The organism is Chryseobacterium sp. MA9, from assembly GCF_024399315.1.
In the GTDB taxonomy this organism is placed as follows: domain Bacteria; phylum Bacteroidota; class Bacteroidia; order Flavobacteriales; family Weeksellaceae; genus Chryseobacterium.
The window spans coordinates 1,146,830-1,168,394 of sequence record NZ_CP075170.1 but is presented as its reverse complement, the minus strand read 5'-3'; the positions used below and the strand labels follow the sequence as shown (position 1 = coordinate 1,168,394).

19 protein-coding genes are annotated in these 21,565 nt (G+C 35.3%); 17 read left to right on the top strand and 2 right to left on the bottom strand.

The window, feature by feature from the left end; all coding sequences use genetic code 11:
* The first annotated feature begins 42 nt into the window (after nt 1–42).
* From KIK00_RS05280 to KIK00_RS05210, 15 genes are all read left to right on the top strand, one after another.
* Entirely contained in the window at nt 43–789 is a 747-nt protein-coding gene (locus tag KIK00_RS05280) for an electron transfer flavoprotein subunit beta/FixA family protein (RefSeq protein WP_255815522.1), read from the top strand.
* A gap of 41 nt (nt 790–830) precedes the next feature.
* Nucleotides 831–1,778 (top strand): electron transfer flavoprotein subunit alpha/FixB family protein, encoded by a 948-nt coding sequence (locus KIK00_RS05275; RefSeq protein WP_047374436.1) that lies wholly within the window; start codon nt 831–833, stop codon nt 1,776–1,778.
* 182 nt (nt 1,779–1,960) lie between these two features.
* Nucleotides 1,961–2,560, top strand: coding sequence for a bifunctional nuclease family protein (locus KIK00_RS05270; RefSeq protein WP_255815521.1), 600 nt, complete (start codon nt 1,961–1,963; stop codon nt 2,558–2,560).
* 22 nt (nt 2,561–2,582) lie between these two features.
* Nucleotides 2,583–3,965, top strand: a complete 1,383-nt coding sequence (locus KIK00_RS05265; RefSeq protein ID WP_047374441.1) for a nucleoside permease — start codon at nt 2,583–2,585, stop codon at nt 3,963–3,965.
* 113 nt (nt 3,966–4,078) lie between these two features.
* On the top strand, nt 4,079–4,633 hold the full coding sequence (locus KIK00_RS05260) for an RNA polymerase sigma factor (RefSeq protein ID WP_255815520.1): 555 nt from the start codon (nt 4,079–4,081) through the stop codon (nt 4,631–4,633).
* A complete protein-coding gene (locus tag KIK00_RS05255) occupies nt 4,599–5,306 on the top strand; it encodes a hypothetical protein (protein ID WP_255815519.1) in 708 nt (235 codons plus the stop codon). The genes KIK00_RS05260 and KIK00_RS05255 overlap by 35 nt, the downstream gene beginning before the upstream one ends.
* A gap of 79 nt (nt 5,307–5,385) precedes the next feature.
* The gene (locus KIK00_RS05250; protein ID WP_255815518.1) at nt 5,386–6,480 is read left to right on the top strand and encodes a hypothetical protein; all 1,095 of its coding nucleotides are present in this window, start codon (nt 5,386–5,388) and stop codon (nt 6,478–6,480) included.
* A 149-nt stretch (nt 6,481–6,629) separates the two neighbouring features.
* Complete coding sequence (locus KIK00_RS05245; RefSeq protein WP_255815517.1) at nt 6,630–7,034, top strand: hypothetical protein; 405 nt, start codon at nt 6,630–6,632, stop codon at nt 7,032–7,034.
* A gap of 2 nt (nt 7,035–7,036) precedes the next feature.
* Nucleotides 7,037–7,447 carry a hypothetical protein gene (locus KIK00_RS05240; RefSeq protein ID WP_255815516.1) on the top strand — a complete coding sequence of 137 codons (411 nt, stop codon included), beginning with the start codon at nt 7,037–7,039 and terminating at the stop codon, nt 7,445–7,447.
* Nucleotides 7,448–7,503: 56 nt separating this feature from the next.
* A complete protein-coding gene (locus KIK00_RS05235) occupies nt 7,504–8,682 on the top strand; it encodes an acetyl-CoA C-acyltransferase (RefSeq protein ID WP_255815515.1) in 1,179 nt (392 codons plus the stop codon).
* Between the two features lie 488 nt (nt 8,683–9,170).
* Entirely contained in the window at nt 9,171–10,661 is a 1,491-nt protein-coding gene (locus tag KIK00_RS05230; RefSeq protein ID WP_255815514.1) for an MFS transporter, read from the top strand.
* A gap of 262 nt (nt 10,662–10,923) precedes the next feature.
* Nucleotides 10,924–13,002 carry a M12 family metallo-peptidase gene (locus KIK00_RS05225; RefSeq protein ID WP_255815513.1) on the top strand — a complete coding sequence of 693 codons (2,079 nt, stop codon included), beginning with the start codon at nt 10,924–10,926 and terminating at the stop codon, nt 13,000–13,002.
* 133 nt (nt 13,003–13,135) lie between these two features.
* On the top strand, nt 13,136–14,062 hold the full coding sequence (locus tag KIK00_RS05220) for a mevalonate kinase (RefSeq protein ID WP_255815512.1): 927 nt from the start codon (nt 13,136–13,138) through the stop codon (nt 14,060–14,062).
* Between the two features lie 10 nt (nt 14,063–14,072).
* Nucleotides 14,073–15,002 (top strand): UbiA family prenyltransferase, encoded by a 930-nt coding sequence (locus KIK00_RS05215; RefSeq protein WP_255815511.1) that lies wholly within the window; start codon nt 14,073–14,075, stop codon nt 15,000–15,002.
* 63 nt (nt 15,003–15,065) lie between these two features.
* A complete protein-coding gene (locus KIK00_RS05210; protein ID WP_255815510.1) occupies nt 15,066–16,232 on the top strand; it encodes a proline dehydrogenase family protein in 1,167 nt (388 codons plus the stop codon).
* A gap of 492 nt (nt 16,233–16,724) precedes the next feature.
* Here KIK00_RS05210 and KIK00_RS05205 read toward each other — a convergent pair whose 3' ends face one another.
* Nucleotides 16,725–17,261: a helix-turn-helix transcriptional regulator gene (locus KIK00_RS05205; RefSeq protein WP_255815509.1), complete on the bottom strand. Its 537-nt coding sequence runs from the start codon at nt 17,259–17,261 to the stop codon at nt 16,725–16,727.
* 960 nt (nt 17,262–18,221) lie between these two features.
* Between KIK00_RS05205 and KIK00_RS05200 the strand changes: the two genes are divergently transcribed.
* Nucleotides 18,222–19,331 (top strand): M14 family zinc carboxypeptidase, encoded by a 1,110-nt coding sequence (locus tag KIK00_RS05200; protein WP_255815508.1) that lies wholly within the window; start codon nt 18,222–18,224, stop codon nt 19,329–19,331.
* A 98-nt stretch (nt 19,332–19,429) separates the two neighbouring features.
* On the opposite strand, the gene KIK00_RS05195 is transcribed toward KIK00_RS05200, so the two are convergent.
* Entirely contained in the window at nt 19,430–19,930 is a 501-nt protein-coding gene (locus KIK00_RS05195; RefSeq protein WP_255815507.1) for a DUF4920 domain-containing protein, read from the bottom strand.
* Between the two features lie 142 nt (nt 19,931–20,072).
* On the opposite strand from KIK00_RS05195, the gene KIK00_RS05190 reads away from it, so the two are divergent.
* Nucleotides 20,073–21,485, top strand: coding sequence for an APC family permease (locus KIK00_RS05190; protein WP_255815506.1), 1,413 nt, complete (start codon nt 20,073–20,075; stop codon nt 21,483–21,485).
* Nucleotides 21,486–21,565: the final 80 nt, after the last annotated feature.

Genomic DNA, 21,565 nt, shown 5'->3' with positions numbered 1-21,565 from the left:
TCATGATTTTATGCATCAAAGGGAAAAAATAAAATAGTACACATGAAAATATTAGTTTGTATTAGTAGTGTTCCGGATACTACTTCCAAAATTAACTTTACAGCAGATAAATCTGCTTTCGACAAAAACGGAATTCAGTGGGTAATCAACCCGCTAGATGAATTTGCGTTGACAAAAGCGGTTAAACTTCAGGAATCTCAGGGAGCAACAGTAACAGTAATCAACGTTGGAGATGCTGGTACAGAACCTGTGATCAGAAAGGCTTTGGCAATTGGTGCTAATGATGCTGTAAGAGTAAATCTTGATCCTAAAGACAGCTATTCTACAGCAAAAGAAATTGCTGCTGTAGCTCAAAACGGAGGATATGATCTTATCCTTTGCGGAAAAGAATCTATTGACTATAATGGAGGTTCCGTTCCGGGAATGGTGGCTCAGCTATTGAACCAGCCTTTCGTAAATGCTTCAGTAGGATTAGACGTAAACGGAGGTGAAGCTACTGCAGTAAGAGAAATTGAAGGAGGAAAAGAAACTATTTCTGTAAAATTACCAGCAATTATTGCAGGTCAGAAAGGATTGGTAGATGAAAAAGACCTTATCATCCCGAATATGAGAGGAATTATGTCTGCAAGAACAAAACCTCTACAGGTAGTAGAGCCTGCTTCTTCAGAAGTAAAAGTTCAGGGAGTATCTTATGACAGCGTTCCAGCAAGAGCAGCTGTGAAAATGGTTTCTCCTGACAATCTGGATGAATTGGTAAGATTGCTTCACGAAGAAGCTAAAGTAATCTAATCTTTAAATTTTTCAATCTTTTAATTATTAAATGTAAAACAATGGCAGTATTCGTATACGCAGAAAATATAAACGGAGTTTACAAAAAGGCAGCTTTTGAAGCAGTTTCTTATGCTAAAGCTGTTGCTGATAAAGCTGGAGATACCGTTACAGCAATCTCTGTAAACCCAACAGATTCTTCAGATTTATTATACAAATATGGAGCATCAAATGTAATCAATATCAAAGACGAAGGTCTTAAGAACTTCTCAGCAAAAGCATTCGCACAGGCTGTAAGTGAAGTAGCAGACGGAAACATTATCGTTTTCCCTCACACAACTGATGCTTCTTCAATTGCTCCAATGCTTTCTGTAATGAAGAACTATTCTTTAATCACTAACGCTTTAGAAGCTCCTGAAAGCCTTTCTCCTTTCCAGGTAAAGAGAAGAGCATTCTCCGGAAAAGGTTTTATGCATGCAAAAGCTGAAGGAAACGGAGTAATCGTTACAGTTTCTCAAAATGCTTTCGGTGTTAAAGAAAATGCAGTATCTGGTTCAGAAGAAGTGAAAAACTTATCAGTAGCCAATGAAGATACTAAAGTGATTTCTCACGAGCAGAGTTCAGGTAAACTAGACCTTAAAGAAGCTGAAGTTGTTGTTTCTGCTGGTAGAGGACTTAAAGGACCTGAAAACTGGGGAATGATCGAAGATTTAGCAAACGTTTTGGGAGCAGCTACGGCATGTTCTAAGCCTGTTTCTGACATCGGATGGAGACCTCACACAGAGCACGTAGGACAAACTGGTAAGGCAATTTCTCCGAATCTTTACATTGCTGTAGGGATTTCAGGAGCGATTCAGCACCTTGCCGGAGTAAACTCTTCAAAAACTATCGTAGTAATCAATAGCGATCCTGAAGCACCATTCTTCAAGTCTGCTGATTACGGAGTAGTAGGAGATGCTTTCCAGATTATTCCTGCATTAACAGAGAAAATTAAAGCAATAAAAGGATAAAAGTCAATGGGGAATAGTCAATCCGTTTTGCCTGTTAATTTTTAAACATTTACTTGCAAAGCAAAATTCACTATCAACCATTCACGATTCTTCACAATACAAATAAAAGCTCGGCTTTCCGGGCTTTTATTTTTGCGTAAAAAAGTAAAATCACAATAAAAAATTAATCTATATTTGTAGCTATGGATTATAAACAGCTAATTATTCGCGGAATATCGTACAGCCAGACCCAGTCGGGGGCTTATGCCTTGTTGCTGGAACATGAAGAAACACACATAAAATTACCTGTTGTTATAGGGAATTTCGAAGCCCAGTCTATCTCTCTCGGATTGGAAAAAGATATTCATCCACCGCGTCCTCTTACTCATGATTTATTTACAAAATTTATAGTCTCAGCCAATTATGAGCTGGTTTCTGTTATTATCTATCAGATTGTAGACGGAGTATTCTTCTCCAATATCAACTTTAAAAATAAAGTGAACGAAGAAGAACTGATTCTTGATGCCAGAACTTCTGACGCTGTTGCAATGGCTGTAAGATTTGACGCACCAATATTTACCACACAGCAGGTCCTGAATGAAGCCGGGATTCTATTGGAACTGGAAGATGTTTCTAAAGAAGAGCAATCTTTCTCTGAAACTGTACAGACTGAAGACAACTTAAAATCTCTTTCTATGGAAGAACTTCAGAAATTACTGGAAGATGCCGTTAAAGAAGAAGACTATGATACTGCTCTTGAAATTCAGGAAGAAATCAAGAGAAGGAAAAAGACAATTGATTAAAGAGATACTTTTTATATAAACTATGAATTTAAAATTACGACTGACCATCCTCAGTTTTCTCCAATTTTTTGTTTGGGGAGCATGGCTGATTACGATGGCAAACTTCTGGTTTGGTACAAAACATTGGGAAGGGACTCAGTTTGGAGCTGTGTTCGGAACAATGGGAATTGCTTCCATCTTTATGCCAACCATTACTGGAATTATTGCTGACCGCTGGATCAATGCGGAACGTATATTTTCAGTATTACATATCCTTTATGGGATTATCCTTTTTATATTGCCTCATTCTGCAGACCCGAATTCTTTCTTTTCGGTAATGCTTGTGGCTATGTGCTTTTATATGCCAACCATTGCACTTGCAAACTCCATTTCTTATACGATCCTGAAAAATAATAACATGGATGTAGTAAAAGATTTTCCACCTATTCGTGTATGGGGTACCATTGGTTTTATTGTGGCTATGTGGATCACTAACCTTAGTGGAAACAAAGCTACGGAAGGGCAGTTTTATATTGGAGGGGCTGTAGCAATATTTTTAGGAATTTATGCCCTTACCTTACCAAAATGTCCGCCACAAAAGCTGATTGATAAAAACTCACCATTATCCGAACAATTAGGATTGAATGCATTCAAACTTTTTGGGAACTATAAAATGGCTTTGTTCTTTTTATTTTCAATGCTTTTGGGGGCTGCACTTCAGCTTACCAATGCATATGGAGATGTTTTCTTAAGTGAATTTGCCCATTTCCCTAAATATGCTGACTCATTTGTAGTACAGAGATCTACCATTATCATGTCAATTTCTCAGGTATCAGAAACCCTGTTTATTCTGGCGATTCCTTTCTTCCTGAAGAAATTCGGAATAAAAAAAGTAATGCTGATGTCTATGCTGGCCTGGGTTTTAAGATTCGGATTCTTTGCATATGGCGTTCCGGACGGATTTGGACTTTCTCTGATTATCCTTTCATGTATTGTATACGGAATGGCATTCGATTTCTTTAATATTTCAGGATCACTTTTCGTAGAAACAACCACCGATAAAAAAATACGTTCTTCAGCTCAGGGATTATTTATGATGATGACCAACGGTTTTGGAGCTGTTTTTGGAAGTTATATTGCAGGCTGGGCAATTGATAAATTCTTTACCCATAAATTTACCACCGCTTCGGACTTATCTACTTATCTGGAAACAACACCTGATAACCCTACTTTCTTGGAAATACTGAAAAACAGTTTCAATGCAGCGGTTAATTCAGACGGAACCCTTTCATCTGTGGTGATGGTAAAAGACTGGCAGCAGATATGGCTTTCATTTGCTATTTATTCGTTGGTGCTGGCTATATTCTTTGCTGTATTGTTTAAACACAAACACAACCCGGAAGATGTTTCATCAGTAAAACATTAAGTAAAACTAACATTCTTAAGATATTAAATTGCATTTTTGAAAAAAAATGCAATTTTTTTTATTTTCAGGCAACCTTTTTTAAAATAGACCGTCTTATAGATAGAAACTGAAACATGAAGAATATCGAAGAGAATTTTTTATTGGCTAAAAAACAGGACCGGAAAGGGCAGAAAGTTCTTTACGAGATGTTTGCTCCAAAAATGCTGGCCATTGCAAATTCTTATATCAATAACCTTCATGATGCAGAAGATATCCTCCTGAATGCATTTATGAAATGCTTTACCAGAATAAATGAATGCAGAGACTGGAAAAGTTTTCCGTTTTGGCTTAGAAAAATTATTGTTAATGATTCTATCACCTTCATCCGGAAGAATAAAAATATTCTCTATGCAGACGTCGAAATTGCAGATGATTATAGTGAAACCTCTGATGAAGAATATCCTGAAGAACTCAATATTGAAGAAATATTTTCCCAGATGCCGGTAGGATATAGATTGATTTTTAATCTACATGTCTTTGAGGATAAAAAACACAATGAAATTGCTGAAATTCTTAATATCTCTGAAGGAACAAGCAAAAGCCAGTTGAGCAAGGCAAAAAAATGGCTTGCTGAATTTTTAAAAGCAAAAGAAAATGAAAAAAGAAATACTGAAACAGTTAAAATCTGATTACGAAAAGCTTGAAATAAAGCCTTCCGCAGATCTTTGGGGCAGGATAGAGCAAATAGACCAGGGAGAAGAAAAAAGTGCTGATATAAGCTTTAAAAAGACTTTTCAGTGGTGGAGATATGCAGTCGTACTAGTTCTGTTGGTTTCGATAGGGGTATTGCTTTATTTTAATAGAAATCCTCCTATCAATACAGACAATCCGATAGTTCATACAAAACTGCCGAAAGAACATATAGAAGTACCCTTAACGAATCAGGAAATACATGTCGTTCAGAATATCAAAACAGAAAAAAATACCAATCAAAAGAGTATAAAAGAAATTCCAGGCATTCCTACAGTATATCAACAAAAGGAAATTTTGCAGAAAGAAAGATTTAGCAGAAGTAAAGAAGAACAGATTATAACTGCTGATTATGAGATTAAAGCCCCGATATTGGAAAAAGAGCTACTATCTATAGCAGACAAAGCTTCCCCTGTAGAAACTAAAAAGACGGAGTATATCAATGCTGATGAACTCCTGCAGGGAAGAGAGTTTCAAAAAAAACGGGAAGAGAACAGAACAGATACCAGGAAATTCGGAGCACTTGATATGACTAAAATTAAAGTTAAAAGCCCCAATTCTTTTAAAATCTTTGGTGTAACAGTCTACACTGACTCACTGGAAAGCAAATAAATAATTACCCTTTATATCACAGAAAAACTGCCCCGAAATAAGGACAGCGATCAAATATTGTCTTAAAATTAATAAAAATATGAAACCAAAATTACTATTGATGGCTGCTGTAATAGCTTTTAGTTATGGGTTTGGCCAGGAAACTCAGGATAATAATCTGAGTGTCTATTCAAAAAAAATTGACAGCATAGTAATGTCTGAAAAAGGCAAAATGAATATAGAGCTGGATGAGATTGATAAGAGCTTTAAAGAAAAGAAAATCACGCCCGATGAAAAGCAAAAACAGCGTACAGCAGTCGCTTCAAAATATGAGCAGATTATTAATGAAAAAATAGATTCCCAAAAGCAGGATCTTGAAATGGCAACCAAAGAGCTGGTTAAAGATGCTGTTTTTAAATCTGAAGATTCCGTAAAATCCGGAAGAAATCAGCTTTGGCTTGGACTAAATGGATTTAATATGAAACTCAACGAGAGGAAAAAAAGGAACAACCCGAAAAACTATCTTGAAACCTTAGAACTTTCGGTGGGTATGGGCGGAGCAGGATTAACTTCAAAAAATAAGCCTTTTGATTTTTACAGCAAGAATTCTGATATAAAAAACAGTGTTATCAATTCCTGGCAGCTGACACTATGGTACGGTAATCAAATCGGAAGCTATACCAGCCCTTTTTTCTACCGATTCGGATTGGGAGTACGGTCAGACCAGTTTACACCAAAATACGGGCAGGCATTCAAACAGGATAAATACACCTTATTCGTTGGTGATTTCAATCGCGGAAACCTTAAAAAAAGTATGCTTTACAATACTTATTTAACCGTTCCTGTTGATTTGAAATTTGTTTTAAACCCCAAATATAAAAATTATGAAGGAGTGAAATATCTGGATAACAACCAAAAACAGTTGTCTGTTATTCTGGGTGTTTATGGAGGTTTTAAAATAGGAAGTGTGAATTATTCCAAGTATTCTAACGAGTTTTCCGATAGAATTGTTGAAAGAGAAAAAGTGATGCATGGAGTGAACGATCTTGTTTTCGGAGGAAAATTGGGAATTAGTTATGCCGGGTTCAATCTGTTTGTGCAGAAAGATTTTACTCCTGCTTTCAATGATAATGCTTTGCTGAAGAAAAAATATGGACTTCAGATTGGGATAGAGATTGCAAATGTTAATTTTTAATTTGATAACAAATAGCTTGTTTCTTTGTGTAATAAATAAAAATATTAAAACTTTTTTATAGCTAACAAGTGTTCGGGTAAAGAAATCCTATTTTTAAAACACACTATTTAAAAGTGTGTTTTTTTTTGTATTTTGGCACTTTAGTAAATATGAGAAATATTCAGTTATTAGGATTACTGTTAGTAATTGTAGGCAGTTTTTTACCCTTGGTACATGTGCCCGTTATTGGGAACTGGAACTATTGGAAACTTGATCATTATCTGGCTATTGCATGCTGGATCTTTGCTGCTTGTGCTGTTTTTGGAATCGTCAATAACAGTGCAAAAATTGTAAGATTTTTTGGTATTCTGCTTATCCTTTTATTTGCGTTTACCTTATTCGCTGTAAAAATGCAGTCTTTACAATATTTCAGCTTTTTACCTTTCAAATCCTGGCAGGAAACTTTTGCAGGAATCGTTAAACTGAAATGGGGCTGGGCTGTAGAATTTTTAGGTGCTTTCCTTTTGATTTTTGCAGGAGGAAGCAAAAAAGTAAATAATCGCACACAACTATAAAAATGAACTTCTTAAAAATATTTTCCACAGGAATTTTGTTGGTAGCAGCCACACAGGTTAATGCTCAGACAGCAGATCAGAAAAAACCGGATAATCCGGCTAAATGTGCCAATATAAAAGAAGGTAAATTTGTAAGACCCAATTACCCGGAAGGAATATGGCATATGACCATTAAAGATAATGTTCAGACCGAATATTTCAATAACGGAAAAGACTATATCAAATCAACATTGGTTTTTGTGGATGACTGCAACTACAAAGCAATCATTATGGAGAAATCTGATAAAAATAATCCCGTACAGATAGGTGATGTCTTCAATAATAAAATCTTGGCAACTCAGGATAATCTTCTGAAAGTTAATACTAAAATTGAAGGAACTCAGTTTGACGTAGTCTATGTAAAAGTAAAATAAATTCAACCTATAAAATGGAACTTTGTTCCGTTTAGTTAAAAATAAAAATTATATACATGAAAGAAGTATTCATCGTTTCCGCAGTAAGAACGCCTATGGGGAGTTTTATGGGAAGCTTGTCAACAGTTCCGGCTACAAAACTGGGAGCAACTGCTGTAAAAGGAGCACTGGATAAAATCGGATTAGATCCTAATGCTGTTCAGGAAATCTATATGGGAAATGTTCTGCAGGCAGGAGAAGGCCAGGCGCCGGCTCGTCAGGTAGCTTTAGGAGCAGGTCTTTCAATCAATACACCTTCTACTACAGTAAATAAAGTTTGTGCTTCAGGAATGAAGGCTGTAACAATGGCTGCTCAGGCAATCAAAGCTGGTGATGCAGAAGTAATTGTTGCAGGAGGTATGGAAAATATGTCTTTAGTTCCTCACTATTACAATGCAAGAGTAGCTACAAAATTAGGCGATATCAAAATGCTTGATGGGATGGTACTTGACGGTCTTACAGACGTATACAACAAAGTACATATGGGAGTATGTGCAGAAAAATGTGCAGTAGACTATAACTTTACAAGAGAAGATCAGGATAACTTTGCTGTAGAATCTTACAAAAGATCTGCAAAAGCATGGAGCGAAGGGAAGTTCAGCGAAGAAATTGTACCGGTTTCTATTCCTCAGAGAAAAGGAGAGCCTGTAATCTTTGCTGAAGATGAAGAATACAAAGCAGTAAACTTCGACAGAATTTCGACACTTCCTACCGTATTCAAAAAAGAAGAAGGAACAGTAACAGCAGCTAACGCATCTACGTTGAACGACGGTGCTTCTGCATTGATTCTTGTTTCTAAAGAAAAAATGGAAGAACTTGGTTTGAAGCCTCTTGCAAAAATCGTTTCTTACGCAGATGCAGCGCAGGAACCTGAAAACTTTACAACTGCTCCGGCAAAAGCTTTACCTATTGCTCTTAAAAAAGCAGGATTAGAGATCTCAGATATCGATTTCTTTGAATTTAACGAAGCTTTTTCAGTAGTAGGATTAGCTAACAACAAAATCTTAGGATTGGATGCTGCTAAAGTAAACGTAAACGGAGGAGCTGTAGCATTAGGACACCCACTGGGAAGTTCAGGTTCAAGAATCATCGTTACATTGATTAACGTATTGAAGCAAAATAATGCAAAATACGGTGCAGCAGCAATCTGTAACGGAGGTGGCGGAGCTTCTGCTATCGTTATTGAAAATATCTAATACACAGATAAAGCCATAATTTATGGTTTCAAAGTAAAAAGGCGGGGTTTTATAACCCCGCTTTTTGGGTTACAAAGTGTTTTCTTACGGTCATTTACTATACTCTTTAGGTTATTATACTAAAATTTCTGGTTGCATACCTCTATAAGAAGTATCGATGACATATGCAAAGGTGTTCAGAACCCTGATGGAGGTGTTTTGGACCCGTAAAAAGAACTTCCATAACCCTATGGTATGTCTATAAAACCAGATTAAATAGTCTTTGTGAAGGTATGATGAAGATCCACAGGATATAAATATGCTGATTTCAGCAGATTTGTTCATAACTGACACCATAAAAATAGTAGTAACCCAACAATAAAATACATTTATCAATATCTAATATTCTGTTTACGAATATATTACCATTAAGGAATTGATAATTTTTTTAAAAACTTATCCATTTCTTAATGGTTTTTCTATTTTTGTGCTACTAATATATATTTGAAATGTCTGAAACTGAGAATCGACAGCCTAAAAACATAAAGAATAATCCGAAGATTATGAAAGCCTGGGCTGTATATGACTGGGCAAACTCCGTGTATTCCCTGGTCATTACCTCTACTATTTTCCCTATTTATTACTCTATCCTTACCACAGCGTACGAGAAAAAGGAATACGTAGTAGAAACCAAAAAATGGATTGATGTTCCGGTAAGGCATACAATCAAAATTTTTGGAGAAGGGTACCAGCCGGATGCCGTATATGGGTATTCACTTACCATATCATTTTTTATTGTAGTATTATTGTCTCCATTTTTATCTTCATTGGCAGATACTATCGGAAACAAAAAATCTTTCCTGCAGTTTTTCTGCTATCTGGGAGCAACATCATGTATGGGATTAGCCATGTTTACGGGGATGCATAATGTATTTCTGGGACTTCTCTTCAGTATTACGGCCAGTGTAGGCTTCTGGGGAAGTTTGGTGTTTTATAACTCCTTTCTTCCAGATATTGCCACACCGGACAGGCAGGATGCACTTTCTGCAAGAGGATATGTCTACGGATATATTGGCTCTGTAGTTTTAGTAGTAATCTGTTTAGTTTTGATTCAGGTTTTTGCTAAAGGAGCGGCTCAGCAGTTATTATTCACAAGAATCAGTTTCCTATTAACGGGAGCATGGTGGTTTGGGTTCTCTCAGTATACATTCAAACACCTTCCTCAGTTTGGGGATGTGAAAGATAAGCTTCCTAAAGATCTTGTATTACTGAATTATAAGAACATCTTCAAAAAGCATGAAGAGCAGGGAGGTTTCTTTGAAGTATTTAAAGATAATCTAAGCTTCTATAAAGATATTGCAAAAGAAAGTTTCCACGAACTGTTTAAAGTAGGAGGAGAGCTTTTCAAAGACAAAAATCTTAAATTCTTCCTGTCAAGTTTCTTCTTTTACAGTGTGGGAATGCAGACGATCTTCCTTATGGCAACCTTATTCGGAAAGAGCGAGATCAATCTTGCTCAGGATAAACTGATCGGAACTCTTTTGGTCATCCAGATTGAAGCCATCATCGGAGCTGTTATTTTCTCAAGGTTATCTAAGAGAATCGGGAACAAAAACGTTATTTCAATTGCCATCATCCTATGGATTGTAGCTTGTCTTTGGGCTTATTTCCTAAACAAGGAAAATCCAACGGTAGAATACCAGTTTTATGGGGTAGCTGCAGTAGTAGGGTTAGTAATGGGTGGTCTTCAGGCGATGTCCAGATCTACATACTCAAAACTGCTTCCTGAAAACTCGATGGAAAACACAACCTACTTCAGTTTCTATGACGTATTGGAGAAAATTGCAATCATCATCGGGACATTCATCTTTGCAACATTAATTGAACATTTCAATAATATGCGTATCGCGGCATTGTCCATGACCATATTTTTTGCGGCAGGATTGGTTTTAATCAGGTTCCTGAAGGTTAAAATGAGAACCAACAGAGAAACTTTATAAAAATTAAAAGGCGTTATTTTTAACGTCTTTTTTTATTTTAAAGAATAAAAAACATTTATTTAATTAATTGATTTGATTTATTTCTAGCATTACCAGTAATACTAGAATATAGCTATAGTTTTTCACTATGTGTTGATTTTTTTTGTTTATTTGTGAAAAATGAAAAATTATCAAAATCATGAAAAAGTTTCTATTAATTTGTTTTTTGCAATGTTGTATTCTTTGTTTTTCTCAAAATTTAAAACCCGTTGCTCAAAAAGTTTTGGAATTTCATAATCGGAAATCAGAGCTTAAAACCTATGCCTTATTTGAGACAGATAAATCTGCAGATAAAATAGTTGAATACAAAAAAGCAGCAACAGATATTACAGTGATGTCTTTGAAGCCTGCAGAACTAAAAAGATTAATCAATGAAAAACCTGATTTTCTTGAAATCTCTTTTCCCTTTGACGGCGGCAGACAGATCACTGTTGAAATGTACAGACATCAGATCTTAACCAACGATTTTAAAGTAGTTACAGATAAAGGGATAGAAGTACAGTATACACCAGGAGTGTATTATCAGGGAATTGTGAAAGGGGATAACGCTTCTATCGTGGCTTTTAGTTTCTTCAATAACGATATTGTAGGAGTTGCTTCTACCCCTGAATTAGGAAATATAGTTGTAGGAAAAGCTAAAAATTCTGAAGATTTTGTAAGCTATTCAGATTCTAAATTAAAAGGTTCTAATCCGTTTGCCTGTGATGTAGACGGATTGAAAGAAAATCAGGTCCAAAGACCGGTTTTTAATCCTAACAATACCAGCAAAAAGAAAACAGATAATTGTGTCAGAATATACTATGAAGCAGGTTTCGGTCCTTATACCCAAAATGGAAGCAATACGACCACTACTACCAATTGGGTAACTGCCATGCACAATAATGTTTCAACACTGTATGCCAATGAGAATGTTAATGTAGCTTTAAGTGAAGTTTTTGTTTGGACAACTACCGATCCTTATGCAGGATCACCAAGTACAATTCTGAGCCAGTTTAGAACCACTAGAACCACTTTTAATGGTGATGTGGCACAATTATTAAGAAACCCTGCTACAACAAGTATTGCATATGTAAATTCATTATGTACCAGTTACAAGTATTCTTATTGCGGGATGAATTTTAACTATCAAAATGTACCTACCTATTCGTGGAATATAGAAGCTATGACGCATGAACTTGGTCACAATTTAGGATCACCGCATACTCACTCATGCTTCTGGAACGGAAATAATACAGCTATTGATGGCTGTGGACCTGCCTCAGGAAATAATGAAGGTTGTACGGCTGCACTTCCTGCTGCAGGCGGAGGAACTATTATGAGTTACTGTCATCTGGTAAGCAGCGTAGGGATTAATTTTGCAAATGGCTTTGGTGTACAGCCGGGAACATTGATCAGAAATACAATAGATTCAAAAGGATGTCTTGGTACCAATTGTACTGCATCTTGCCCTACGTCCATCAATAATTTTAACATTAACAATATCACACAGACTTCTGCAAATGCCACTTTTACGGATGCTCTTTCAACAGCATGGAAATATAAATTGGCAACAGCAAACGGAGCGGCAGTATCTTCAGGAAATGTTAATACACAGTCTTTTAATTTTTCAAATCTACAACCGGCATCTTATTACAGACTAAGTGTAGGAACAGATTGCAGCGGGCCAAATGCATTCCAGTTATCAAAACTTTTCCTGACTGACGGAGCATGGTGTGATGGAACTCAGTTTTTAGATACAGGAGGTTCCACGGGGCAGTATAAAGATAATGAAGACCTTGTAAAAACATTTTATCCTACTCCTGGCTCATCTATGACAATGACATTTACAACATTTGATCTTGAACAGGGCTATGATTTTATGTATGTGTATAATGGCCCTTCTACAGCTTCACCATTATTCGCTAATGGAAATAATCTGAGTGGAAGTACTGTGCCCGGTCCGTTTACATCAACAGATCCTTCAGGTGCTATAACAGTAAGATTTGTTTCAGATGGAGGCGTTACAGGAAACGGCTGGAATGCGAATTTCTCTTGCAATGTTTTAGCAGTAGAAGATATCAATATCAAAAATAATTCAATAGATATTTATCCGAATCCAGCCAAAAATATGATAACTCTCTCTTCAAAAGAAAGATTAAAAGGATATAAAATCTATGATGAAGCCGGAAGACTGATACTTTCTGATTCTTCTTTAAAAGGGAATAAACAGGAAATAAATCTTTCTTCCATTCAGACAGGAAACTACGTGATTAACGTTGAAACAGAGAAGCAAACGGTCAACAAAAAGCTGATCAAACAGTAATTTTTAAATAATTTATTATAAAAGCCTGATAATCTCAGGCTTTTTTCTTATATTTAATAGAAAAATTTCGGCCTGAGTTTTGCTTATATTCAGCGGAATAATTTTTAACTTTGCAAAAAGATTTATTGTCAACATGACCAACCCTCTATTTTATGCAAAAATAATTCTGTTCGGAGAATATGGAATGATTGAAGATTCCCAAGGACTTGTAGTACCCTACAGTTTCTATAAAGGAGCTTTGAAATTTTCAGATCTGAGTTCTGAATTTGAACTTAATTCGAACAGACACCTGCAGAAATACTCTGAATTTCTTACGGCACTTGATCTTTCCGACGATTTTAAGTTGGATATCAAGAGCTTTAAAAACGATATTTCTAACGGACTTTTCTTTGATTCCAATATTCCTCAGGGATATGGAGTGGGGAGTTCGGGAGCTCTGGTAGCAGCTATTTTTGAAAAATATTCAATCAGTAAGCTGAATCCTGAGAACATCTCAAAAAATAATCTCAAAAAATTAAAAGCTGTTTTCGGTGAAATGGAAAGCTATTTTCATGGAAAAAGCTCAGGAATGGACCCTTTGATCTGTTACATGAATCTTCCAATCCTTATCGAAAATAAAGAAAATTTAGACAGAGTAAATATTCCCGAAGGAGAAGAAGGAAAAGGAGCCATTTTCCTGATTGATTCCGGGATAACAGGGGAAACAGGTCCTATGATTCAGATTTTCTTTGAAAAAATGAAAACAGAAGGTTTCCGCAAGACCCTGAAAGAAGAGTTTATCCGTTATAACAACGCATGTATTGAATCTTTCCTTAAAAAAGATATGAATCCTTTCTTCAGAAATCTGAAAAAACTTTCTCACTGGGCCTATGAACATTTCCGTCCTATGATTCCTGAAAGTATTTTTAATATCTGGAAAAAAGGTCTGGATTCTAATGCCTATTATCTTAAACTCTGCGGAAGCGGTGGAGGTGGCTATATCTTAGGATTTACCAAAGACTATGCAAAAGCAGAAAAAATGCTTGAAGGCTTCCAGAAAGAAGTGATTTACAGATTTTAAACAGGTTGGAATGAATTCTGAAAAAGAAACTTTCCAATCTAAAAATTATATATCAAAATCTTTTCTGTACAGATTTTCACAATTCGTGGGCTTTCTGCTCGGAGCACGGTTTTTTGTAGCAGCTCTGTTGACATTTGCCCTTTATGTTTCCACTTTTTTTCTATTCAATCAGGATGAATCTTTCAGAAAATTCGTCTTTGATTTCAAAGTACATGGTATCATTTTCTGTACGGTTCTTACCATTCTGGCTGGCGGCATCATCAATCAGTTCTATGATTTGGAGAAAGACCACGTTGTAAAACCTTTCAGAACCAGGGTTCAGAGCTTTATCAAGCAGAAATATTTTCTATACGCTTATCTGGCACTCAGTGCTATTTCTTTGGGAGTAGCCTGGATGATTTCCCATAATGTCTTTGTTTTTTTTGTGGTCTATCAGTTTTTTATGTGGTTTTACAGCCATAAATTGAGCAGAATACTCATTGTAAACAATCTTACCTTTGTCAGCCTTACCTTGTATCCGTTCTTTGGAATGATGGTGTACTACGAAACCTTTTCAAAAAAGGTATTCCTGATGGCTGTTTTTCTTTTTCTTATTTTGCTGTGCATTGATATTGTGAAAGATACTCTTACCAGAAGTGTAGACAAAACGTTTGGGTATACCACAATTCCTAATTATTTTAAAAGCAGAAATACAAAAATTATCCTGTCTTCCTTACTCATGGTTACCATGGCAGTTTCTATGAAACTCATTACTAAAACCGGCGTTACCGGATTCATGGCCTATTATTTTGCCGGAGGACTTTTTATCATGATAATATGTATCTACTTTCTTATCAATGATTCCAGAAGAAGTAACTTCTTCACCTTGAATATATTACGATTCTGGGTTTTCGTAGGAATTATGGCAATGCTTTTAAACGGAATAGAGCATAAATTATAAAAAAATTCTTTAAATAAACTGAGGTTATTATTACCTTTGCGTAACTAAATTTAATAAATAGGAATGCCCATTTTTAATGATACTAAAGTTGCATTTGCAGACAAGTCTGATGCACAATTGAGAAAGGCTTACTGGATGTTTAAAATGATTGAACAGCCCGCTCTTACAAGCCTTGGAACATCTGTCCTGAATTTTACAGTACACAACAATTTTCCTTTCGTTACCGGAATTGTAAAAAATACCTTATTTGAGCAGTTCTGCGGCGGTGAAACCCGTGAAGAAAGTATGAAGGTTGTGAAACAGCTGTTCAAAAGAGGAGTTGGAAGTATTTTCGATTACTCTATTGAAGGTAAAGAAGATGAAGAAACTTTTGATGCGGTTTGCAAAGAAATTAAGGATATTGTTAGATTCTCAGTGGGAAATCCTGCCATTCCTTTTATCGTATTCAAGCCTACTGCTTTCGGAAGAATTGATCTTTATGAAGCAGTTGGAAAAGGAGCGGAGCTTACTACCAGCCAGAAAGAAGAATGGGAAAGAGTAGTAAAAAGATTTGATGAGGTATGCAGCCTTTGCCACGAGAATGATAAAAAAGTAATGGTAGATGCTGAAGAAACCTGGATGCAGGATGCTGCAGACCACCTTTGCGAAGAGATGATGGAGAAATATAACCAGCAAAAACCTATCGTTTGGAATACCATCCAGATGTACAGAACTGGAAGACTGGAATATATGGAAGCTAATCTTCAGAGAGCAAGAGAGAAAAACTACTTCATCGGTTACAAAATTGTTCGTGGTGCTTATATGGAAAAAGAAAGAGCCAGAGCAGCAGAAAAAGGATATGCAGATCCTATTCAGCCAAGTAAAGATGCTTCGGATAAGAACTATAACGCAGGAATCGATTTTGTCATGAATCATCTGGATAAAGTTTCTGCCTTTTTTGGAACCCATAACGAAATCTCTTCAGAGCTGATTATGGATAAAATGAAAGCAAAATCTTTAGACAGTGACAACCCTCACGTTTATTTTGGACAGCTTTACGGAATGAGTGATAATATTACTTTCTATTTATCTGATAAAGGCTATAATGTGGCTAAATATCTTCCATATGGACCTGTAAAGGATGTTGTGCCATACCTGACAAGAAGAGCCAGAGAAAATACCTCTGTAGCCGGGCAAACGGGAAGAGAGCTTGGACTTATCAAAAAAGAACTGGAAAGAAGAAAGAAATAACAATATTGTTCTTACTATATCTAACAGGCCTGCAGATTTGCAGGTCTTTTTTATTGCAATTAACTGTTAATATAGAGACTTCAATATTCTGAAGAAATAGACTTTAGATTGTAAAACAGAATTAATAATAATCAATATAATTATTATTTACATTAATTATATGTTAAAATAATACGATTTTTATTGTTGATTTGATTTTAAATATTTATATTTGATAGAGCCATAAAAAACCAATGCATGAAAATGTTTTCATTTACCTTAGGATACTGCCCAGTGACAGAATCTTTCCAAATACATAAGCAACTGTATTACTCTTATCAATAGCCGAAATTATAAAAAACATATTGTGGGATGGATCATCATCATAAGATAAAAATTCCATCAGCTGAATATCCCATTCAATTTCAAAAAACAAAATAAAGCAATAGCTTTAGTTTTCTTCTTCAAATATTTTTTAACCTGATCATTTTCTTTGATCAGGTTTTTATTTTTTTAAGGTTCAAAACTTTCAAATTTTCCGTTTTCGTAGAACAGAACAATACGTTTTATTTTACTTTGTTGATTACCAAATAGTTGTCCTAAAATAGGATTGTCGGAATTTTCTAATCGCTGAGAATCGGATATTTTTTCCGGGGCTTTATCTTGGGTTGGTATAAACGATTCTCCAGGACTTGATTTAGGGGCTTCCATTTCCGTTTCATCACTTCCGAATTCGTCATCATCGTTCATCATGGTGAATAAGTCGGGGAGAGGTGTTGTTTTTACTTTTTCCTCTTCTGCATATTCTTCATGAATTTCTGTTTCGGGCAGCTGGGATTTCAGCATTTCACCTTCGCCTGTAACCAGCCAGTCCCACAGAAGTTCTGGGAAACGGGATTTTATTTTTATGATAAATTCAAGAGACGGTTTGTTTCTTCCTGAAGTAATATGTGAAATGGACGAACGCTGTACATCAATCTCATCAGCAAACTCAGAAGGGGTAAGATGAGAATACTCTATAATTTTGGAAATTCTTTCATTTAAACTCATAAAAATAAGCCTTTAATTATTTTACAAATGTAACTCATAAAATTTACAAATGCAAAATACAAATGTAAATATTTGAAATTATTATTTGTGTACATTTGTAAATAGCCAATAATCTATTTTAAATCAATGCATTATAGCTAAATTACAATTGTATTTAATGATAATGTCAATCTTCTATAGGAATCTTCTGCATTGATTAGGATTACTATATTGTTCCATTATTTACTCTTTATATTAGTTTATAAATGTAAATTAACATGTTTTCAAAGGGTATTTTATTCCTTAACTGACTTCTTATTTACTGTTTACATAGTTAATCTATCTAATCTCTGTTTCCGATAGCTAAATGTCCCTAAATACTTATAATAGCTGTTTTATTAGGTGTTACAATAGTAAATTATTAATGTAAATACCATGTTTTAAGTCGATATAGCTCTTTATTGAAGGAAAATTATATTCATACTCAACGACTATTTTTTTTGTCTGCAAAATTGATCCTCCAAACATAGATTGAATAAAATTCCAGAGAAAATTTCTATATTTCAAACATTTTACATTTGTATAATCAGATAAACAACAAAGTTTTCCACAATTTTCATGTTTGATAAAATAACTCTCAAATGGGTAAAAACAGTCTTTTTTTCACTTCAAGCAGTGTTATAAATGTAATTTAGATAAAATACATAACTGATTGAATTTGTGTGTTTTAAGTATATAGTGTTAAATTATTCGCAATCCACAATTTTATCAACAGACAATATGTCATTCTGTACTGTTTAGTAATGTTACAAGTGTTAACTATCTTTTTAAGTCATAAGACCATCACGATTTAAACTTTGTAAATGGATTTTAGATTCTGAAACAAATGTAAATTCATGTATTTTTACAATATTCACAAATGTTAATTTAAGTTTTTGCCTAAAAATGGTTAAATTTGATTCTTGTAAATTATTTCTCAAGATGAATTTTGAACAGATCTATTCTCAGACACCCGATTTCTCAAATCGCTATATTTCCCCTGAAAAATTATTTTCTTACCTACAGACCAATCTCAGCGATTATATTCAAGAGATCGGAACATCCTATTTAGGTAAACCTATTTATCGGTTAACTATAGGAACCGGAAAGATTCAGGTATTGGCCTGGTCACAGATGCACGGAAATGAATCCAACGCGACTCATGCTATGCTGGACCTTTTAGTAAGCCTTAATAAAGCACCGGAAATGAAAGAAGATTTGTTCAGTAAAATACAACTCGATTTTATATTCATGCTGAATCCTGACGGATCTGAAAGATGGACGAGACTGAATGCTGCAGACATTGATCTGAACAGAGATTTTCACAACGAAGCCAGTAAAGAGATCAAGTTTCTGAAAAATGCAGCGGCTTCAAAAAAGTATGATTATGCATTAAACCTTCATGAGCAGAGAACCATTTTTACCACTGACGGTATTCATCCTGCTACACTTTCGTTTTTGGCACCTTCCGAAAATGTAGAGCGTACCGTTACTGAAAACAGAAAAAAATGTATGGCAGTAATCGGAAGTATATATAACCATTTAAAGGAAATGATCCCTAATCAGATCGGAAGGTATTCTGATGAGTTTTATCCTACTTCCACAGGAGATAATTTTATCAAAGCCGGGATGCCTACTATCTTATTTGAAGGTGGACATTTTGTAGATGACTATACCAGAAAAGGAACCAGAAAATATTATACTATTGCTCTTTATTATGCACTGAAAGCAATCAGTGAACTGAACTCTGATATTACAGGCTGGGAGACTTACTTAGATATCCCTGAAAATCAAGAAACGCATTATGATATTGTTTACCGAAATGTAAAACTGAATACAGAACATGAATGTATTTTGGATATAGCGGTTCAGTACAGAGAAATCAAAGAAGAGGGGAAAGATGAAATCTCTTTTATTCCTTTTGTAATGGAAGCTGGAGACATAAAGAAAAGAAAAGGCTGGCTGGAAATAAACTGTACCGGAAAGAAATTTATTTCTGCTACTAAATATCCGAAACTTGATTCTGTGGTGGATTTTAAAATTGAAGATTAACAAAAAGCCGATAATCTTAGATTATCGGCTTTTTGCTTTTATATACTTTACTTATTCTGGCTTTAACCAAAATATAGATTGTATTCAATAATTAAAGCTTAGTTAACTACTTTAATTCCGTTTGCTACAAACCTTATCTCTTCTTTTGGCTGTGTAATCGCATCAATTTCAGACTGCGGTTTTTTAGCATCTTCTGCATAATGTTTCTGCTCATTCACAGAAGTTACTTTTCTTTCTGCATTACCTTCCAATACTACGTTTTTACCTTTTAAAGCTGTAGGCACAAAGAAAGCATAGTCTTTCATTTTCACAAAAAACTTGGAATTGTCCTCCGTCTGAATCGTAAGCCAGCACCCTTTTTTATCGCAAACATCAGTTACTTTTCCTTTAACGGCTATATTTTCAACTTTTTTATTGTCTTTTTTAAGCTGTTTATTCAGATTATCTACTGTGATTGCTTTAGATTCAGCGGATGAAGTTACCTTGTCTCCGTAAGTATCACCTACCAAAGCCTTTCCTGCCGGTGGACCGGATTCCTGTGCAAATGCTAAAGTAGAAACACTTACAGCGGCTGCAAATAATATAGTTTTAAATTTCATTTTTAATATTTTTCCCAAAAATACTAATTAATATTGAATCATAACCGATTTAAAAATGATAAAAAACAGCCATTTCAAGGATTTTTCAATAAAATTCAAAATCAAAGACAGATTTGATTATATTTGACCCCTATACTTGACTATGCAAAAAAAACTGAAACTATGGGACGCCATTATGCTGGTGATGGGTTCTATGATTGGAAGCGGGATCTTTATTGTAAGTGCTGATATGACGCGAAACCTGGGATCAGGTTTTTGGCTGATTGTAGTATGGGTTATCACAGGAGTGATGACTGTAGCAGCAGCAATAAGCTATGGAGAACTTTCTGCACTGTTTCCGAAAGCCGGCGGACAATATACCTACCTGAAAGAGATTTTTGGTAAAAGAATGGGTTTCCTTTACGGATGGGGATTGTTTACAGTAATACAAACCGGAACGATTGCTGCCGTAGCAATGGCTTTTGGTAAATTTACAGCTTACCTTATTCCTTCACTTAACGATGCTGCCCCTATTTTCCAAAGTGGTGAATTTAAAATTACATGGATACAGATTCTGGCGATTGCCGTTATTATTTTGCTTACCTATATCAACACCAGAGGAGTAGAGAGTGGAAAAATCCTTCAGAACATCTTTACGGGCTCCAAAATCATTGCATTATTAGGCTTAATTGCTGCCGGTTTTATAATGGTAGATATTTCTCATTTATCAGAAAACTTTAGCTGGGGAACAGATTCTTTTAATAACCTTAAAAAAGATTTGAGCGGTAATTTCCTTAAAGAAGGTTGGGAACCAATTGGTGGAATGACTTTGCTGGGAGGAATTGCTGCCGCAATGGTAGGCTCTGTTTTCAGTTCTGTTGCATGGGAAAGTGTAACATTTGTTTCCGGGGAGATTGAAAACCCTAAAAAGAACGTTGTAAAGTCGATGATTTATGGAACTTCTGCTGTAATGATTCTTTATATTGCAGTAAACTATGTATACTTAAATGCATTAGACAGAGATGGAATTGCATTTGCAGCCAACGACAGGGTAGCCGTAGCAGCCTCTCAGAATATTTTTGGAAGTGCAGGAACCATCATTATTGCTTTATTGGTAATGATTTCTACATTTGGATGTAATAACGGATTGATTCTGGCAGGAGCGAGAGTTTTTCAGACGATGGCAAAAGACGGAATGTTCTTTAAGTCGGCGGTAAAAAACAATAAAAATGAAGTTCCGGAAAATGCTTTATGGATGCAGGGAGTTTGGGCTTCTATTTTGTGTCTGAGCGGGCAGTACGGGAATTTATTGGATATGATCTCTTTCGTGATCGTTCTGTTCTATATGATTACGGTTTTTGGAGTTATTTACTTAAGAATGAAACAGCCGGAACTTGAAAGACCTTATAAAACATGGCTTTATCCGGTGACACCTGTTATTTACCTTATCATAGGAACATGTTTCTGTATTTTACTGTTAATTTACAAACAGCAATATACGTGGCCTGGCTTTGTATTGGTGTTGCTGGGACTTCCGGTGTATTATTTTATCAACCGAAAAAAGGCAGATGCTTAAATAAAATAAAAGATATAACAGATTCGGGGCTTTCAATTCAGTTTGAAGGCCCTTCTTTTGAATAATATTTTAATGTATTG

What these genes read in the sequence shown, in the direction of transcription:
- KIK00_RS05280 (WP_255815522.1), top strand. Translation starts at nt 43, where the DNA reads ATGAAAATATTAGTTTGTATTAGTAGTGTTCCGGATACTACTTCCAAA.
- KIK00_RS05275 (WP_047374436.1), top strand. Translation starts at nt 831, where the DNA reads ATGGCAGTATTCGTATACGCAGAAAATATAAACGGAGTTTACAAAAAG.
- KIK00_RS05270 (WP_255815521.1), top strand. Translation starts at nt 1,961, where the DNA reads ATGGATTATAAACAGCTAATTATTCGCGGAATATCGTACAGCCAGACC.
- KIK00_RS05265 (WP_047374441.1), top strand. Translation starts at nt 2,583, where the DNA reads ATGAATTTAAAATTACGACTGACCATCCTCAGTTTTCTCCAATTTTTT.
- KIK00_RS05260 (WP_255815520.1), top strand. Translation starts at nt 4,079, where the DNA reads ATGAAGAATATCGAAGAGAATTTTTTATTGGCTAAAAAACAGGACCGG.
- KIK00_RS05255 (WP_255815519.1), top strand. Translation starts at nt 4,599, where the DNA reads ATGAAAAAAGAAATACTGAAACAGTTAAAATCTGATTACGAAAAGCTT.
- KIK00_RS05250 (WP_255815518.1), top strand. Translation starts at nt 5,386, where the DNA reads ATGAAACCAAAATTACTATTGATGGCTGCTGTAATAGCTTTTAGTTAT.
- KIK00_RS05245 (WP_255815517.1), top strand. Translation starts at nt 6,630, where the DNA reads ATGAGAAATATTCAGTTATTAGGATTACTGTTAGTAATTGTAGGCAGT.
- KIK00_RS05240 (WP_255815516.1), top strand. Translation starts at nt 7,037, where the DNA reads ATGAACTTCTTAAAAATATTTTCCACAGGAATTTTGTTGGTAGCAGCC.
- KIK00_RS05235 (WP_255815515.1), top strand. Translation starts at nt 7,504, where the DNA reads ATGAAAGAAGTATTCATCGTTTCCGCAGTAAGAACGCCTATGGGGAGT.
- KIK00_RS05230 (WP_255815514.1), top strand. Translation starts at nt 9,171, where the DNA reads ATGTCTGAAACTGAGAATCGACAGCCTAAAAACATAAAGAATAATCCG.
- KIK00_RS05220 (WP_255815512.1), top strand. Translation starts at nt 13,136, where the DNA reads ATGACCAACCCTCTATTTTATGCAAAAATAATTCTGTTCGGAGAATAT.
- KIK00_RS05215 (WP_255815511.1), top strand. Translation starts at nt 14,073, where the DNA reads ATGAATTCTGAAAAAGAAACTTTCCAATCTAAAAATTATATATCAAAA.
- KIK00_RS05210 (WP_255815510.1), top strand. Translation starts at nt 15,066, where the DNA reads ATGCCCATTTTTAATGATACTAAAGTTGCATTTGCAGACAAGTCTGAT.
- KIK00_RS05205 (WP_255815509.1), bottom strand. Translation starts at nt 17,261, where the DNA reads ATGAGTTTAAATGAAAGAATTTCCAAAATTATAGAGTATTCTCATCTT.
- KIK00_RS05200 (WP_255815508.1), top strand. Translation starts at nt 18,222, where the DNA reads ATGAATTTTGAACAGATCTATTCTCAGACACCCGATTTCTCAAATCGC.
- KIK00_RS05195 (WP_255815507.1), bottom strand. Translation starts at nt 19,930, where the DNA reads ATGAAATTTAAAACTATATTATTTGCAGCCGCTGTAAGTGTTTCTACT.
- KIK00_RS05190 (WP_255815506.1), top strand. Translation starts at nt 20,073, where the DNA reads ATGCAAAAAAAACTGAAACTATGGGACGCCATTATGCTGGTGATGGGT.